The organism is Chryseobacterium sp. G0201, assembly GCF_003815655.1.
Taxonomy (GTDB): Bacteria; Bacteroidota; Bacteroidia; order Flavobacteriales; family Weeksellaceae; genus Chryseobacterium.
Window position 1 is genome coordinate 2,766,008 of the sequence record NZ_CP033917.1, and the last position, 16,776, is coordinate 2,782,783.

The 16,776-nt window shown below is 35.3% G+C and carries 14 protein-coding genes; 8 read left to right on the forward strand and 6 right to left on the reverse strand.

The genetic code is table 11. From position 1 onward, the window contains the following. Window positions 1-234: 234 nt before the first annotated feature. Window positions 235-1,293, reverse strand: coding sequence for a hypothetical protein (locus tag EG348_RS12465; protein ID WP_123983425.1), 1,059 nt, complete (start codon window positions 1,291-1,293; stop codon window positions 235-237). A gap of 83 nt (window positions 1,294-1,376) precedes the next feature. Further along, complete coding sequence (locus EG348_RS12470; protein ID WP_123983426.1) at window positions 1,377-1,838, reverse strand: transcriptional regulator; 462 nt, start codon at window positions 1,836-1,838, stop codon at window positions 1,377-1,379. Window positions 1,839-2,801: 963 nt separating this feature from the next. Between EG348_RS12470 and EG348_RS12475 the strand changes: the two genes are divergently transcribed. The 3 genes from EG348_RS12475 to EG348_RS12485 all read left to right on the forward strand — a co-directional run bounded on the left by EG348_RS12475 (window position 2,802) and on the right by EG348_RS12485 (window position 9,929). Next, window positions 2,802-5,789, forward strand: a complete 2,988-nt coding sequence (locus EG348_RS12475; RefSeq protein WP_123983427.1) for a SusC/RagA family TonB-linked outer membrane protein — start codon at window positions 2,802-2,804, stop codon at window positions 5,787-5,789. Between the two features lie 199 nt (window positions 5,790-5,988). Next, window positions 5,989-7,374, forward strand: coding sequence for a RagB/SusD family nutrient uptake outer membrane protein (locus EG348_RS12480; RefSeq protein WP_034976025.1), 1,386 nt, complete (start codon window positions 5,989-5,991; stop codon window positions 7,372-7,374). Beyond that, the gene (locus EG348_RS12485; protein ID WP_123983428.1) at window positions 7,374-9,929 is read left to right on the forward strand and encodes an alpha/beta hydrolase family protein; all 2,556 of its coding nucleotides are present in this window, start codon (window positions 7,374-7,376) and stop codon (window positions 9,927-9,929) included. The genes EG348_RS12480 and EG348_RS12485 overlap by 1 nt, the downstream gene beginning before the upstream one ends. An 18-nt stretch (window positions 9,930-9,947) precedes the next feature. Here EG348_RS12485 and EG348_RS12490 read toward each other — a convergent pair whose 3' ends face one another. From EG348_RS12490 to EG348_RS12500, 4 genes are read right to left on the reverse strand one after another with little or no spacing between them, the layout of a single operon-like run. Then, entirely contained in the window at window positions 9,948-10,229 is a 282-nt protein-coding gene (locus tag EG348_RS12490; RefSeq protein WP_034976021.1) for a DUF6520 family protein, read from the reverse strand. A gap of 22 nt (window positions 10,230-10,251) precedes the next feature. Then, on the reverse strand, window positions 10,252-11,766 hold the full coding sequence (locus EG348_RS12495) for a MauE/DoxX family redox-associated membrane protein (protein ID WP_040995564.1): 1,515 nt from the start codon (window positions 11,764-11,766) through the stop codon (window positions 10,252-10,254). An 11-nt stretch (window positions 11,767-11,777) separates the two neighbouring features. After that, the gene (locus EG348_RS21710) at window positions 11,778-11,942 is read right to left on the reverse strand and encodes a hypothetical protein (protein WP_155859112.1); all 165 of its coding nucleotides are present in this window, start codon (window positions 11,940-11,942) and stop codon (window positions 11,778-11,780) included. 38 nt (window positions 11,943-11,980) lie between these two features. Continuing rightward, entirely contained in the window at window positions 11,981-12,229 is a 249-nt protein-coding gene (locus EG348_RS12500; RefSeq protein WP_123983429.1) for a hypothetical protein, read from the reverse strand. Window positions 12,230-12,537: 308 nt separating this feature from the next. On the opposite strand from EG348_RS12500, the gene EG348_RS12505 reads away from it, so the two are divergent. The 5 genes from EG348_RS12505 (at window position 12,538) to EG348_RS12525 (ending at window position 16,776) form a co-directional block, all read left to right on the forward strand. Further along, window positions 12,538-14,196 carry a helix-turn-helix domain-containing protein gene (locus EG348_RS12505; RefSeq protein ID WP_034976012.1) on the forward strand — a complete coding sequence of 553 codons (1,659 nt, stop codon included), beginning with the start codon at window positions 12,538-12,540 and terminating at the stop codon, window positions 14,194-14,196. Window positions 14,197-14,247: 51 nt separating this feature from the next. Next, window positions 14,248-15,093, forward strand: coding sequence for an RteC domain-containing protein (locus EG348_RS12510; RefSeq protein ID WP_034976009.1), 846 nt, complete (start codon window positions 14,248-14,250; stop codon window positions 15,091-15,093). Between the two features lie 602 nt (window positions 15,094-15,695). Then, window positions 15,696-15,959: a helix-turn-helix domain-containing protein gene (locus tag EG348_RS12515; protein ID WP_034976006.1), complete on the forward strand. Its 264-nt coding sequence runs from the start codon at window positions 15,696-15,698 to the stop codon at window positions 15,957-15,959. 16 nt (window positions 15,960-15,975) lie between these two features. Continuing rightward, entirely contained in the window at window positions 15,976-16,518 is a 543-nt protein-coding gene (locus EG348_RS12520; protein WP_034976004.1) for a hypothetical protein, read from the forward strand. Between the two features lie 6 nt (window positions 16,519-16,524). Beyond that, on the forward strand, window positions 16,525-16,776 hold the full coding sequence (locus EG348_RS12525; protein ID WP_034976002.1) for a DUF3853 family protein: 252 nt from the start codon (window positions 16,525-16,527) through the stop codon (window positions 16,774-16,776).

A 16,776-nucleotide genomic window follows, 5' to 3' on the forward strand; every position in this document is an offset into this window, starting at 1 on the left:
GATTACCTAAAAAGATAACCTTTAAACAATCAACTTGTGTTTTTCGATATTGATATTCTCCATCACTTTAGACCTAAATATACAAAAGATATTGTTAGAAAATTACGGTTTCCTCTCAATATGAAAAAAGTTTGTCGCGACAATAATGCAACCAAAATATTTAAATTTGGAAAAATAAAAGAACTGTCTTTTACGAATATGCAAGGTAACACACAGTAATAATATGAGCCGATGTTATTCTTCTAATAAACCTGAATTTTTGGTAAGAAAAACTTTTATAATTTCATCTGAATTAAAATTATCAGAATTGTGTGTTTCCTGATTGTTGTTACTCCCTTCACTTAAAAGATTTTCATCAAAAGTTAAATTGAGTTTTGAAGTCTTTCCCTTAGTCATAACATTTGAAGATAAATCTAACTTTTCATAATTCTTTGCAATTCCTTGTGGCTGTGTGTCAGCGAAAATTAATGGAGGGCAAAGTGGATAAGATATTTCTTCGCCTTTTTGTAAAACTTTATCACCTTTATGGTAAGGTATGTAAAATTGAATGTAAGAATCTTGGTAATATAGTTTTATCCAATGAGAAGGCAATTTACTTTCTAAATTTCTTTTTTTGAAAATTAAAACATAGGGAAATTTCACATTAAAACCAGATAACCCTTTATGAATTTGTTTGGCATGCTGTGCAAAATAGGTTTCATTTTTATTTTCCATCAAAAAATCAAAGCATAGTTTATAGTTTGCTACTTCATAATCAGGAATTACAGTTAGGGCTATTTTCAGTAAACATTTGAAAATATTAATCGGTATATAAGGATTATGTATAACATTGAATTCAATAATTCCTCCATCTTTTTTTTGAATCACACCTTCCTTACTAGATTCTATCTCAATGCCTTCAAAACCATTAAAATTATTTTTTTTAGCTACAATATTGCCATCGTACGATTTAAATGTTGGAGGAGTTTGTGTTCCTAAAGCATTAACACTTCTGTTCAAACCTAAAAAATTTGCCATATCACTTTCGTAACCTGAGAAATGATTGTTACACTTATCACATTCATAATCTGATACCCCAGAGTTATTTCCAAATAATCTTGAAATAATATGAGGCTTGCCTTTAAAGGTTGTTTCAGTGGATTTTTTACCACAGAAGCGACAGGTTCTATCTGATATTTTTTTTAGAGGACGTCTTTGATTATCTATTGGAGGAGTATACATACCTTTTAATTGATAATCATTATCAAAAGCTTTTAGATGCTCAATATTTCCATAGTATGTATAGATATTCATTGATTCTTTAAAATTAACTATAAGTCAGATTGTCGTTATTTAATTTTTGATTCAAGTATTTGCAAGTGTTCAAATATTTATTATCATGATTTGCCATAAAGTTGTTCAAATAGTTCTCCTGGTTTTTTTCCTATTGCTTTTTCAATAAGAATTAATTCATACGCCTCTAAAGCACCTTGTCGGAAATACAATTCAGATAATCTAACTTCATCAATACCAGTTTTGGCCGATAATTCTTCAATCGAGTTTTCGGAAATTTCATATTTTCTCATTAATGAACCAAATGTATTTCTACGCTTTGGATGAAATATTTTTAAATTAATATTCTTTAAAATAGGATAAACTATAGGTATGGCAATAGAGAAATTATCTCCAAAAGCGGTAATTATTAAATAAAAAGTTTTAGCAGATAGTTTTTCAACAGAACCATTCTTTAACTTACTTACTTGACCTTTTGAGAGTGCCGATTTCTCAACCAATTCTTTGTCTTGCCACTCAAGGTCAGCTAATCTCTTAATGATATATCTATCAATTTTATGAATCATATTAATATTTTAATTTCTTTGTTTCAAAATTTGGTAATTAGGAAACTAATTTGTATATTTGCTTTAGCGAATTGATAATAAGCCAAATACAGGCATATTTAAAACGATGTATCTCGAACTTAAACGACCAATTTTCCATCGAGAACCTCGTGAAATCGCTCCATGTCTAAAAGTTTCTTACTTTTGCATACGGCATGTGAGCGGTTCTCACGTATACTTTAGGTGGAAACTTTAATCTTACGTTTAAAGTGGGTTGGTCGCCCTGGTTCTAAAGTGTGAGACCGCTCCTTGCTTTTTCGCAAGTATTCTTCTCATATTTTAAAGGCATCGTTCCATATACAAAACTATATTTATGAGGACGACATTTTCAACCATTCTGCTTATTTGCCCACCGGAGTAGTCCGCTAGCAAAACAGAAAAAACTAACAGCTTTATGCCACATTTACATACTAAATGAGGAATTGGCATAACTCACTTATTACCGACACACTCCGAAATTCCTTTAATAGTAAAAGGAAAGCCAGACTACGCTTTAAACTCACACCTTAAAAGTACTCGCTTTCTTTTAATATTCCAAATTATTTTCAACACGAAGGGAATTTATTACTGAAGACAAAAAAAGTGAATGATCTGTATAATGCAGAAGTTTATGGCTTTTTTATGATTTCAATAAAATGTTTTCTCATTTAGATGACACTTACATTGAGTTTACAACTCATTGCGGCTTTACAGCTTACACGGGACACAATTTCATTCATATTATTTCAAGATGTGCTGGGGCAGGAGGTTTTGCTATGTCCTTACTGGAGCTTCCTCCCAAGCATCATCAAATAGAAACGCTAAAAACATATTCAAGAAACAGAAAGTGTAACGTAACCATAGAAAAACAAAAGCCCTTTCCACAAAAGTTGACTGCTAGCGTAGGAAAGAGCAAAGTCTAACGAATTAAACCTATTCAAAAGTATGAAAAAAAACTTTTGCAGCCTAAGTCATATTCAATTGGCTTTTGGCTTCACCTTGCTCGTCTCCGGCGTAGCAATAGGGCAGATGCGCACCATTACAGGCACTGTCTCGGAAAATAACCAGCCAGTCAAAGGTGTTTCCGTATTTCAGGAGGGTAGTGATGAAGTGGCTGTAACCAATACAGCAGGTATTTACCGTGTTCAGGTATCAGGCGAAAATCCTGTAATCATTTACCGGCATCCGGAATATCCCGAACGAAAAATCAATTTAGGCAGCAGGATAACCGTCAATATCTCATTAGGTAAAGAAAAAGAAATTGAGGAAGTGGTTCTCAACGCAGGGTATTACAAAGTCAAGGACAAAGAAAGAACAGGAAGCATTGCCAAAGTCTCTTCAAAAGACATAGAAAACCAACCTGTTACGAATGTGCTTTCCGCAGCACAGGGAAGAATGTCGGGCGTGAGCATTACCCAGAATTCAGGAGTTCCGGGTGGCGGATTTGATATTCAGATCAGAGGAAAGAACAGCATCAGAAGAGAAGGAAATGAACCATTATATATTATTGACGGTGTTCCGATTCTTTCGGAAACTCCCTCGTTGTATAGTGCCTCAATTTTACCGTATGCATCCATCAATCCTTTAAACTCGATTAACCCCAATGATATTGAGAGCTTCGAGGTATTGAAAGATGCCGATGCTACGGCAATCTACGGATCACGAGGTGCTAACGGAGTGATTATTGTGACTACCAAAAAAGGCAGAAAAGGAAGAACAGATCTAAAAATCAACACCTCTTATTCGCTCAGTACGGTAGCCAACCAATTGAACTTGCTGACTACCGATGAGTATATCAAGATCAGAAGAGAAGCATTTCAGAATGACGGCATCACCACAATTCCGGCAGCAGCGTATGATTTCAACGGTGTGTGGGATCAGAACCGAAACACAGACTGGCAAAAAGAACTCATTGGTAATACGGCAGATGCGTCTGTAGTCCAGCTTTCTTTAAGCGGAGGTTCTGAAAACACCTCCTACTTAATCAGCTACGGACATAACGAACAGACAACGGTATTTCCTGCAGATTTCAGATACAAAACTAATAATCTAACAGGGAATTTCAGTTACAGAACACCTGATAAAAAACTGGAAGTCAATCTCAGCAATACCTTTTCGTTTCAAAGTAACAATGTCCTGAATGATGATTTAACAAAGAGAAGTTTAACTCTTAGTCCGAATGCTCCAGCACTCTACAATCAGGATGGTTCATTGAATTGGGAGAACAATACGTTTACGAATCCTCTGGGTGTTTTCAAAAGCGAATATCTCAATTCTAGCAATTTTTTAAACAGTGGAGCGCAGATTTCGTACCGCTTATTTCCGTTCATTACACTAAAATTCAACGGAGGTTTAACGTATCAGAATTTTGAAGAGTTTTCATTGAAGCCCCACACGATGTACAATCCCTCATCAGGATTGACGAGTGCCAATTCCACATCTTTTAAAAACAATTCTTCCACATTCTCTTATATTCTGGAACCGCAATTGGTTGCCAATCAAAGCTGGGGAAACCACAGCCTCGAAATGTTGTTGGGAACAACCTTACAGCAGTCTGAAACCAATCAGGGTTCTATACAGGGCTATGGCTTTGAGAGCAATGCCTTGATTCAGAATTTGGGAGCAGCCAAAACAAAAGTCATCAGTGATCAGGTTAGAAACCAGTATTACTACAATGCTGCGTTTGCAAGAATCAATTATCAATTCATGAAAAGATACATTGTCAACCTTACCGGAAGACGGGACGGTTCAAGCCGTTTTGGTCCCGACAATCGTTTCGGAAACTTTGGAGCGGTAGGTGCAGCATGGCTTATTTCAGAAGAAAGCTGGATGAAAAATGTTCGATGGCTGAGCTTTGCGAAAATCAGAGGAAGTGTCGGAACTTCCGGAAATGACAGGATCGGAGATTATCAGTATCTCAATACCTATACAATCTCATCCAACATCTACAACAACATCACAGCTCTGAATCCTTCAAGACTTTATAATCCCAATTTCAGCTGGGAGAAAACATTAAAGAAAGAAATAGCACTGGAATTATCATTTCTGAAAAGCAGAATTAATTTTTCAGCAGCATATTACAACAATACATCATCCAATCAATTGGTGGGTATTCCACTGCCTGCTACGACAGGATTTGCTACGATACAGTCCAATCTTCCTGCAAAGGTTCAGAATACAGGTTGGGAGTTTGAGGCATCAATGCAGGTTTTGAGACAAAGCAAGTTTAAATACGACACGTCATTCAATCTTTCTGTACCACAGAGTAAATTATTGGAGTTTCCGAATCTGGAAGGATCAACGTATGCCAATCAATATGTTTTAGGATATCCGATGTCACTCGTCAAAGTCTATCAGTTTGAAGGGGTAAATCCTTCCACCGGTTTATACCAATTTACCGACTTTGACGGAGACGGAAAGATTAATTCTCCCAATGACAATAAAGTGATTGAAAGAATAGGCGTGAGATTTTTCGGAGGCTGGTCAAGTAATTTCCGTTACGGACAATGGTCGGCATCATTTCTTTGGCAATTTGTAAAGCAGAGAAACTGGAATTACAACCGTCAGATGCTGGTGCCGGGATCAATGAACAATCAGCCTGTGGAAGTCTTGGATGTTTGGTCTCCTTCAAATCCTTCTGGAATGTATATGCCGTACAGTTCGGGAGCCAATGCTCAAAAGAATGCTTCACACGTTTTATTCCAGAATTCTACTGCTGCGATTGGTGATGCATCATTCATCAGACTGAAAAATGTACAGCTTAATTACAGCATTCCCGTTCAGAAATTCGGAATCAGAGAAGCGATGATTTATGTGCAGGGACAAAACCTCTTGACCTTTACTAAATATTTTGGGGTCGACCCTGAATTTGTACTGACAGGATATTTACCGCCACTGAAGACCTACTCACTAGGCTTTCAGCTAACCTTTTAAAATGTTAAACTTTTTAGAATCTGACAATGTAAAAAGGTAAAGTTTTATAGAAGCAATAATTAGATACTGTAAAATTTAATCCTTTAAGAACTTGAGACTTGTTGAATGTAGGTTTTCTGTGAAAATTAAAAGTCAGATGATGTAAAAATTTCACATTCTAAGAATTGAATAAAAATTAAATCTTTAAAAAATTGAAAAAATGAAAACAAGAATAGAACATATTATTGTGGCAGCAATATTATCTGCTGTACTAACTACCACAATTTCCTGCGAAAAATTTGTAGAAACCGATTTTCCCAATAACCAGCTTCCGACAGAAGTTGTTTTTGAAGACGAGCAAACCGCTGAAGCGGCATTGGCAGGACTGTATGCAGGACTTTGGACTAACTCACTTATTTCGGGAGGCATCGACGGGATGGGTGCTTTGATGGGGACGTATGCTGATGATCTGACTTGTGTGTACACATCAGGATCAAACGGTATTTTAGATATAGCAAACAATCAGCAGGTGGCTACAAATACCGTTGTAACGACGGCTTGGACGAATGCTTATGGGCAGATTTATGCTGCCAACAGCATCATTGAAGGGGTAACCAATTCAAAATCATTAAGCCAGGCATCCAAAGACCGAATCAAAGGTGAAGCATTATTCGTGCGCTCTATCATCTACTTTAATCTCTATCAGATTTTTGGAGAAATAGCTTACACAGAAACAACCAATTATGTCATCAACAGCCAATTGGGCAGAATGAATAAAGATCAGTTACTCATAAAACTAGAAACCGATTTGTCTGAGGCGGTTAATCTTTTACCATCCGCTTACAGAAATGCAGAAAGAATCTATCCCAACAAATTTGCAGGATATATGGCATTGGCAAAGATGAAAATGCTACTGAAGAAATGGGCGGAAGCAGAAGTGCTTTGCAGTACGGTATTGCAATCATCTCAATATACATTTCAAACCGACCCTTCAAAAGTATTTCAAAAAAATGGAACCCATATCATTTGGCAATTGAAGCCAAAAAACACGAATGATGCGACCAAAGAGGCATCACTGTATAACTTTACAGGCGCACCTTTATCGTTTGTTCTCAATCTGAATCTCATCAATACATTTTCTTCGGGAGATTTGCGGAGACAGCATTATATCACGGCAGTACCTTTTAACCAACAGCTCAATTACCGCTCTTCAAAATATAAAAACCTTGCGGTCAATAATCCCAATGAATATTCAATAATCTATCGTCTGGACGAAGTCAATTTCATGATGGCGGAAAGCCTGATCGAGCAAAATAAAGCAGTAGAAGCCGTTCCGTATATCAACCGTTCCTGCCAACGGGCAGGATTACCAGCATTGAGCACTTCACTGACGGTTTCAGCAGCAACCGCAGAATTGAGAGAAGAAAAACGCAGGGAGTTTTTTGTGGAACACGGCATCCGTTTTTTTGATTTGAAAAGATGGGGATTGCTTGATCAGTTGATTCCTGTAAAAACCAATTGGAAAAGCTACCATGCTCAATGGCCGATACCCCAGAAAGAACTGCTGCTTAATCCAAACCTTAATCCCCAAAATACAGGATATTGATGATGAATAGAAATTGGAAAAATATGATGAAGAACAGGGAAAACATACTTGAAAGTAATAAGACAGTAAATACGATTCAAAAAATATTGTTGCTCCTCATTGTGTTTACTTTTCTATTGTTACCACTACCACTCAACGGGCAACATGATTTGAAAAAATTGGAAGCATTGGCAGAAAAAGCTGAAGTTCCTGATTTTCTGAAAATGTCTGATGACGGAAAATGGGTAAGCTGGCTGATGAAATATGAAAGTAAATCGCCGATGTACATTTTACAAAATGTACATGATAAGACTCAAAAGTTTGAACGAAAATCAATCAGGACTTCATTTTTTATGGGTAGTGAAAAATTCGCTTTTTTGAGTGGTGAGCAATTAGAACTAATTAATCTAATAGATCAAACTATTGAAACAAAAGATCATGTAAAGACGATTGATCAGATGAAACCGCAATCTTTATTTTTGATTCATTATGATGAGCATCAAAATAACAGACTGGAAGTTTACGGTAAAAACGGCAGAAAGATTCATGAGTTAGAAAATGTTATTAGATATAGCACTGTTGATGAAGAACTCATTGTTTTTCAGAAAAATGATCAAAATGAGACTGACGTTTTGAGGGTTGATACAAAAAATAAAAAGATCATAGCCCGCGCGTTCGATGAAGTCTTGAAAGTATGGAAAGGCACTGCTACGGAAGGAGGATATACCGTCTTTGGTAAAGACAAGCATGAATATACATTGAAGCATTGTGTTGATGGTTTACAGATTCCTCGAAACCTTGATTTGATGCGGAGTAAAAATTACCATTACGTAAATCTTGACTATTCATCAGATCCTGATGCATTATTTATCAAGCTAATCAGAAAGATTCCGAAAGAAAAAAAACTTTTAGAGTTTTGGTACGGCGTTGAAAAAGATCTCACTCATCATATTAAAGATATGCAGGTTGAAGAAAATTTTTTGTGGTATCCCCAAACAGGTAAAGTAATTCCGATGGATTCGATGTTTCATACAGAAATAGCGATTGGAAATTCCGGTAATTTTTTGAAGATAAAGAAAGACCAATCATTTGTAGATAAGAAAGATGATTTTTTCATGCCCAAAAGAGATTCCTTGTTTGTATGGAATTCAAGATCAAATGAACATCGTTTTCTTTGCGTGATTGATGAAAGACTGTATGTTTCACCTGATAGAAAATGGGTTCTTACGGCTGATAATAATGGCTGGAATCTTGTAAACACATTTACCCTGAAAACTAAAAAACAAATATCAGATCCTGAAGCTTCGCCATACTTTAAAGGAACTGAGCTTATTACCTGGGTAAAAGGTAATAATGTATGGCAACAAAATATTTTGAACGGCAAACTGGAGAGGAAAGTAACTTTAGATGGTGACAATGTTGAAATTATCAACAGTCAACACCAAAAGATTACGGAAGGGCTTCCTAGAGAAATTATTTCAGTGCCTGACAATAATTATTTATTTCGCATTTCAAAAGGTGATTTGTTGAAATCATATGTAGAGTGGGATCATCGTACAATAAAAAAAATTATAGCTGAAACTACAGATAAAATACGAAATTTCACCTATACAGATAATCATTCAAATTTTGTGTGGACGAAAGAAAATTACAATGAAGCGCCATCCATTGTATTTAAACAAAAACGAAAGAAAGATCATATCGTATTCACTTCCAATGCTCATGACAAAACTGCAGAAAAAATAAGAAAAATTCAGCTGTTTTACAAAGGAGCAACAGAAGAATCTTTAACTGCAACTTTATTTTTACCACATGATTATGATCCGGGTAAAAAATATCCTGTCGTACTTAATATTTACGAAAAACAGCAGAAAGGTACATCAGCCTTTTTGCTTCCGACATTAAAAAACGGGAGAGGCTTTAATGCAAGGTTGCTATTGGAATCAGGCTATATGGTGCTCATTCCGGATATTACATACGCAGATAAAGGATCAGGTCTTTCAGCACTTGAGTCTATTCATAATGTTCTGGATGAATTGGTCAAAATAGAACAAGTAGATGCAGGGCGTATTGCATTGACAGGACAGTCTTTCGGGGGATATCAGACTAACTTTATCGCAACGCACTCGGATCGTTTTGCTACATTTATTTCGGGAGCATCGGTGTCGGACATTGTTCATACTCCTTTTTCTTTCAATTACGATTTTGGAAGTCCTGACTATTGGCGGTATGAATATGGTCAAATGCGTATGGGTGGCAGCTTTGTAGAAAATAAACAAAAATACATGGATAACAATCCGTTGTATTTTGCTTCGGAGGTTAAAGCACCCATATTACTTTGGACAGGCGAAAAAGATAGTAATGTAGACCGTGAGGAAACCCGCTCATTATTTGTTGCTCTAAGAAAATACCGCAAACCTGTGATAGCATTGTTCTATCAGGAAGAAGGTCATTCGCTTCTTCAACAAATTGCACAAAAAGATTTATCTGTAAGAATGCTTGAATGGCTGGATTATTTTCTGAAAGGTAAGAATGGTGTTGAATGGATTGATAAACAAATGAAGGGTGCGTTGTAGCACCCTTCACCTTTTTAATTAGTTAGGAATTTCATACAGTGGATTCCCGCACGAGGTTCCGCCTGCATTTTGGAATAGATTATGAGTGTTGACTCCGTCTGACCAGGTACATACTTCACCTAAAATATCAGCCTGACATGACTTTTCCGTCATAATACATTTTTCAACAGGTGCTAACGGATCAAAACGATAACCGTTTTCCACTAAACTGTTTTTTTTCACAACGCTTGTAGCGTACGCACTCCCTGCGCCTAAAAGCAAAACTGCTAAGGGCAATGCGATTTTTCTCATTTTTTTCATGATGTAAAATTAAATTTGGTGCCTACTCTTGGTTCAGGTTTTCGGCTTCCCCTGCAATGAAATGTTGAGTGATGTTCTGCGCAAAACGATATTTAATGATTTCATTTCCTGTTAATACATAAAGATGCTGATCTGTAATATGAAACTGTACCTTTTTTTCCTTTTTGGGATTTGGTAGATAAAAACTTCCGATATATCCTTGTTTTACAGTTGAATAAACATCAATAATAAAAGAATTTTTCCATCGGTCCCTGTCTTCAAATTTTCCTATGAGATTTGATTCTATGAATAGCAGACCTGCATATACAAATGCTTTTTTATTGACTTTCAATGGGGGTTTGCTCATCTTCTTTTTTCCGTCCGAAAGTTCAGAAACCTTAATCTGCGGAATGCTTATCGTATCAATGGTTTTATACTTCGCTTTGACGGTAAGATGGTCATCCATTATCAAGAGCTGGTTTTTGTAATAGTGTACATAAACAGCAATCTGAGTGAGCGGGTCAAAATGTAGTTGTCCATCAGTATCAAAGATTCCGTCATTGGTTTTTCCAAGAATTCCCGATTTCAGATTCAGAGGATTTTTCTGCAAAGGATTCAACAATCCTAAAGTCTGCTTTTCTGAATCTTTGAAATAAGTGCTGATTGCAAAGGCATCTTTACTGATATTCACCAATTGGCTAAAGTACGCCTGTCCTAAGCTCAAGGTCTTTGCTTGATGATTTCCCAAGATTCCCTGATAGATTACAGGAACACTTCCGTCATACAGATAATAATTCTGGGCATTCACTTTCAGCTGTACTCTTTTAAAATCAAAGTTGTAACGATCCGGTAATACCCTGTTTTCTTTCGTTGCTTTAAAATTCAAATCAGTTGATGTCAGTAGAAATGGAGCGGTATAGTTCCCCAGATATACTGAATCTTTTGAAATGCCCGCAAAGTAATAGGAGTTGATCTGAAGATTGGACCGTTTTTCTTCTGTTATCGGATGCTGTAAAAACCTTCGTGTAAAATTATTTTCCTTTTTGATCATAAATTCTGATTGTCTGTACATCAGAATAATTGCTGAACAACTTACTATTGATAAGACGAGCAGCAGACTCACAGATTTAAAAATCTCCTGTCGTTTAGAATCTGAATATAAAATAACTGCAAAAGCAGCTATGATAACAGTGGCAATATTAAAGATCAGATGGGTTTTCCAATCCATTTTTTCTAAGATTCCACCACAAGAGCAAGGAATAAACTCGCTATAGTTCAGTATCATGTAGATATATACAGTGAATGAAACCATCAGAACAAAAGAACTGTATAATCCGATTTTTCTGGATCTCTCAAAGATCAATAAAATACATATTGCAAGTTCAATGACTAGAACTCCGTAAGACATGACATTTGAAAATGCACTCAATAGGGGAGATTGTGCAATCTGAATCTGAAAATTTTCAAAATCCATCATTTTACTGATACTTGCATAGCAGAAGAGCAATATGAAAAAATAGCTGACAAATTCTATAAATCTTGTTCTGAAGGTTTTCATAGTTTTCTTTTTTATCCTTTTCTGACTAAAATCCATTTGACATTTTTTCCACAGTAGGCGGGCATTACTTCGCCTTTTGAAACGTAAACTGCAGTGCTTATTCTTCCTTCAATCTCCCATTTTCCACTTTCGGTACACTTCTTTCCGGTACTTAAGATCACTTTCTGATTTTCCATTTTTTGAAACTGTTTCAGTTTAGCAGAAGTCGTATTTATCAGATCGTATCTTTCACTATCCTCCAGTGCTGCTTATCTTTTTTTGGTTCATCATCATCACCGGTCTCAAAATTATTAGAGCCATTTGTTTCTGAAGATCCATCTGCATTCTTTGAAGATTCTTTATTGTTTGGAATTTCAATACTTTGTTGTTTCTGTTCTGTCATGTCAGAAACAGATTCGGTTCTTTCACAAGACTGCATAAAGAATGCAGCTGTTAGACTTAAAAGTGAGATATACTTTTTCATTTTTTTAATAATGGTTTTAAAATTTATCCCGGCCGGTTGTTGATATTGATTAGAATTCTGATGTCGAAATTAGGAGGGTTAGGGAATTAAAAAAAACTATTGTTGCATCAATTGATACATTAAATGTCACTATTGATCAATTCTACCAACAAAATTTATTTGTATATCATTGATAATCAGTTTATTGTTTTGATTGTAAAGTTTGAAAAAGCGTTTAATTGTGTCTTTTTTATTAAATTTGAATATATCTTATCATAATGTATTATTGTAATAGAATTTTACCACTATTGTTCACTTTGTTTGTGTTTATGACACAAGGTAAAGAGATACAACAACAATCTTACAAGGAGATTTCCCGATTGATCAATTCCTACTCAGAGAATGACGAAAGAGCAATGGTTTTTGTCAAAATGTACATTGACAAAGCAAAAAATGACCATAACCTTAAAAAACTAATCCGAGGTTACGAAGAAGCCATCTATTACAGCAAAGAAACCAGCAGAAAATTATCATACGCTGACAGTGCCATTGTCACCGCTGTAAAATCAAACGACCAGGATCAGATCGCAAGAGCCTACGCAGGAAAAGGAATTATTTATTACTATAATCTAAGACAATATAAAAAAGCTTTAGAAGAATATTTAATAGCATTCAAATATTCAAAAAATTCAAAAGATGGTTACCTTAAAAATAAGATCATCTATCATTTGGGAATGATCAAAAGCTATTTGGGATACTATAAATATGCAGCCTTACATTTTGAAGAGACAGCTGATTTTTTTGAAAAAAATGCCAAACAGAGTTTAGATCGGAACATCAGGTTCAATAATGAATCAGGTTATTTTAACAGTATTTATCGCTTAAGCACTTGTTATAGAAATCTGAAATTATATCATAAGGAAGACTCCCTCATTAATATTGGGCTGGAAAGGCTTCATAACAACAGCGAGCTGATGATTGAGTTTGGGTACTTCCAGAAAGGAAGGGGAGTGCAGTTACTTAGAAAGGGAAAAGCAGATGAAGCATTGAAGCACTTTAAAGTGTCTCAAGATATTCTGAGCAACAATCAGGATTACGCTTCCTTGACGAGCGTCTATTTTTATATAGGGAAACTATATAGATCAAAGGGAAACAGAGCTGAATCGTTAAACTATTTTAATAAAGTTGATTCGCTGGTTAATAAATTTTGGTTTATTACCCCTGAGATCAGATCAAGTTACCTGTATCTGATCGATGATGCTAAAAAAAATGGGAATTCTGAACGGAAGATATATTACGCGGATCAGTTGTTAAAGGCCGACTCCATTATTAATGCTGACTTTGTGATGCTCACGGACAAAATTTATAGCGAGTATGATACGGACAATTTAATAGAAGAGAAGAAGCAGATGATCAGAGGTCATCAAGTTATTTTATATTCTTTCATTGGTGCGGGACTGGTAATCTTGTTTTTTTTAATTTGGAGGTTCAGGAAAAGAGAAAAGGAATTGAATGCCAGGTATCAGGAAGTGCTGGAAAAATTAAATACCTCAAAAGAAACCATTACTTTCGACGTCATAGCACCCGCTTCATCTGATGAAAACAGTTTAGACTTATACAGTTCAGAAATTATCGAGGACATCAAAACAAATCTAAAGATTTTTGAAGACGAAAAACAATTTCTTCAGCAGAATTTAACACTTGACATTGTTGCCAAAATGATAGGAAGCAACCGCACCCATTTATCGTATGTACTCAATGTACACTTTGATGTAACATTTCCAACATACCTTAAAGCTTTAAGAATCAAATATATCACCAATTTACTTGTAGAGGAAACTATATATCTTAGTTATAAAATTGAAACACTCGCCAAAATATGCGGGATGGCGAACAGGCAGATCTTCTCAGCACACTTTCTCGAGATCAACAGTATCAGGCCTAGAGATTTTATTAGAATGAGACAGGAAGAATTAAAGAAGACCTGACTTTATTATTTTTTAGCCCGATTTTTACGTTAACAAAAAATTGAAAAACGTATGAACGGACAAAATTTTAAAAAAAAAGTGGATCAGCTTTGGAAAGATCTTACAACGGCAGTGGATCAGATCAACAGAAGTGAGAATGATATTGTGATTCGGGCAGAAGAAATTCTGATGGAAACAGACGCTTCTATAAGACAATTGAAAGACCTATTGCGCCAATATCAATTTCCGGACTGGAGTAACGAAATATATTTCTTTAAAAATACCAAACCGCAGTTCGTAGCAGTTTATATTTACTACTCCAAAGTGCTTGCCATAGAAGCCTCAAAACCCTATGCTGATTCGCAGGCGTTAAGATCGTATTATGAAAACGAGAGATCCAATCTTTTATATTTCTATAATGAGCAAAGAGAATTCATCAGTTATTATCGTCGTAAATCTACATACTTGGACAAAAAATATTTCGTTCGGTTCAAATTTGATTTTAAGTTGAAGCTCAGTCCGGAATTGTACAGTTATGATGAGGAATTTTCCACTTCCCACGACCATATTGTGTCTCAAATAATGGCAAATGATCTTCTTGAACAATATTTAACAAATAAAATTGATTCAAAAGACAGTAAAGAAAACTCTATTGACCATATTAAGAATCTGGAATGGACAGCCCCGAAAGTTGCCCTTATTGAGCTGTTGTATGCACTTCATCAAACGAAGTGTTTTAATGGAGGTCATTCAGATCTGGCGGAAATTTTCCGTTGGGCAGAAAATTCATTAAATATTGGTTTAGGGAATTATCATAAAACATTCAGCGAAATACGGTTAAGAAAAACGGATAGAACAAAATTTCTGTCATTGCTTCAGCATAATTTTAATCAGTATTTGGATGACTTAGACCTATAGGAGAACAATTAGTTTCTACACATAATTCTCCAATTTCAAATAAGACCATATTCTATTTTCACCTATTAAAACTTATAACATCTTAAGCTGCCTTAATCTTGATGTACTATAAATTAAGAGTCCTTATCGTTTATAATTCCAACAATTGACCTATGAAATAGTATTTCATAGGAATTGTAATTGTAATCTTTCGGTAGTATCGATAAGCTACCGAAAGATCTTCTGTGTGATTTATTCATAGAGAAACTTTACACACACCATTATCAAAGAGATTTCTACTTAGATGATAGTTAAAAGTACTTCAAGCTAATTTGAATTCGATCAAGCTAATTCTTAAAAATGTCGGGAAAACTATAGTCTTAATGGGAAGGAATAAAAAATTTATATAAATATTGAATTATAATCCAATAAAAGTGTTGCTTATCGCAATGCATTGGAGGTTTTTTTTCCAATTTCAAAAAAAATCAGTTTAATCACCAGTAACCATTGATCTAAGACTCTGTATTCAAAGGATGTACAAAAGAGTCTTTCGGTAGTACCGAGAAACTACCGAAAGATATTAAGCGTGATTTTGAAATTTTGTCGAACAAAATAATTGACAAATGGCAATATCTATTATCACCAAAGAAGACCTTCAGCAATTCAAAATTGAACTATTGGAAGGCATTGAAATATTACTCAAGGGTAAGACGACCGAGCAAAAATTATGGCTTCGGAGTTCTGAGGTCAAGAAGCTTCTTAACATATCTTCAGGAACCTTACAAAATCTGAGGATCAATGGAACATTATCGTACAGCAAGATAGGAGGCTCCTTGTATTACAATTATAAAGACATCCAAAAATTACTCGCGGATAAAAAACAATAATTTTTAATACGGAATTATGAAGAATAATAAAAATATCATCGGCTTTTTTGAGCGTGTTATTGAAGATGATCGATTGTATCCCTCTCATATCAGTATGTATGTTTCACTTTTCCAGTTCTGGAGTTTGAACCGGTTTCAGAATCCTTTTCGGATCAGCAGGGAAGATGTGATGAAGTTAAGTAAGATCAGGTCAATCGCTACCTACCATAAATGCATCAGAGAACTTTATCGCGCAGGATTTATACGGTATTCACCAAGTTATAACTCATACAAAGGAAGCTTGGTCGAGATCATTGATTTTGGCACTGAAAAAGCAGGTGAAAAAAAAATATCTCAAAATCAAAATTTCTTACTAAAAGATGAGATTCGGTTTTTAGTTCCGGTGTTCAATGAAGTTGAGTTATATTTTACTGAACGGGATCTCCCATCTGCTGAGGCAGATCGTTTTTTTTCTTTTTATCGATTTAAAAACTGGAAATTGAGTAATGAGAAACCGATGAAATGCTGGCAGGCTGCTGCGAGGAATTGGATCTCTGAACTGAAAAAATCTATAAATTAAGAACAAATGAAGAATATAGATCCCAAAACTCCGATATGGAGACTAACTGTTGAAGAATTTTTGGAGGTTTCCAAAAAAATTAATTCGGAAAAAAAATATGAATATGGATTGAAAGGTTTGGCGAAAATGCTGGGATGTTCTATTTCGAAAGCCTCAGAAATAAAATCTTCAGGACTGTTGGATGACGCCATCATTCAAAAAGGAAACATTATCATCATTGATAAGGAAAAGGCATTAGCGCTTTTCGCACAAAAATAA

What these genes read in the sequence shown, in the direction of transcription:
- EG348_RS12490 (WP_034976021.1), bottom strand. Translation starts at nt 10,229, where the DNA reads ATGAAAAAAATGAGAAAAATCGCATTGCCCTTAGCAGTTTTGCTTTTA.
- EG348_RS12505 (WP_034976012.1), top strand. Translation starts at nt 12,538, where the DNA reads ATGACACAAGGTAAAGAGATACAACAACAATCTTACAAGGAGATTTCC.
- EG348_RS12495 (WP_040995564.1), bottom strand. Translation starts at nt 11,766, where the DNA reads ATGAAAACCTTCAGAACAAGATTTATAGAATTTGTCAGCTATTTTTTC.
- EG348_RS12470 (WP_123983426.1), bottom strand. Translation starts at nt 1,838, where the DNA reads ATGATTCATAAAATTGATAGATATATCATTAAGAGATTAGCTGACCTT.
- EG348_RS21710 (WP_155859112.1), bottom strand. Translation starts at nt 11,942, where the DNA reads ATGGAAAATCAGAAAGTGATCTTAAGTACCGGAAAGAAGTGTACCGAA.
- EG348_RS12500 (WP_123983429.1), bottom strand. Translation starts at nt 12,229, where the DNA reads ATGAAAAAGTATATCTCACTTTTAAGTCTAACAGCTGCATTCTTTATG.
- EG348_RS12510 (WP_034976009.1), top strand. Translation starts at nt 14,248, where the DNA reads ATGAACGGACAAAATTTTAAAAAAAAAGTGGATCAGCTTTGGAAAGAT.
- EG348_RS12485 (WP_123983428.1), top strand. Translation starts at nt 7,374, where the DNA reads ATGATGAATAGAAATTGGAAAAATATGATGAAGAACAGGGAAAACATA.
- EG348_RS12475 (WP_123983427.1), top strand. Translation starts at nt 2,802, where the DNA reads ATGAAAAAAAACTTTTGCAGCCTAAGTCATATTCAATTGGCTTTTGGC.
- EG348_RS12520 (WP_034976004.1), top strand. Translation starts at nt 15,976, where the DNA reads ATGAAGAATAATAAAAATATCATCGGCTTTTTTGAGCGTGTTATTGAA.
- EG348_RS12465 (WP_123983425.1), bottom strand. Translation starts at nt 1,293, where the DNA reads ATGAATATCTATACATACTATGGAAATATTGAGCATCTAAAAGCTTTT.
- EG348_RS12515 (WP_034976006.1), top strand. Translation starts at nt 15,696, where the DNA reads ATGGCAATATCTATTATCACCAAAGAAGACCTTCAGCAATTCAAAATT.
- EG348_RS12525 (WP_034976002.1), top strand. Translation starts at nt 16,525, where the DNA reads ATGAAGAATATAGATCCCAAAACTCCGATATGGAGACTAACTGTTGAA.
- EG348_RS12480 (WP_034976025.1), top strand. Translation starts at nt 5,989, where the DNA reads ATGAAAACAAGAATAGAACATATTATTGTGGCAGCAATATTATCTGCT.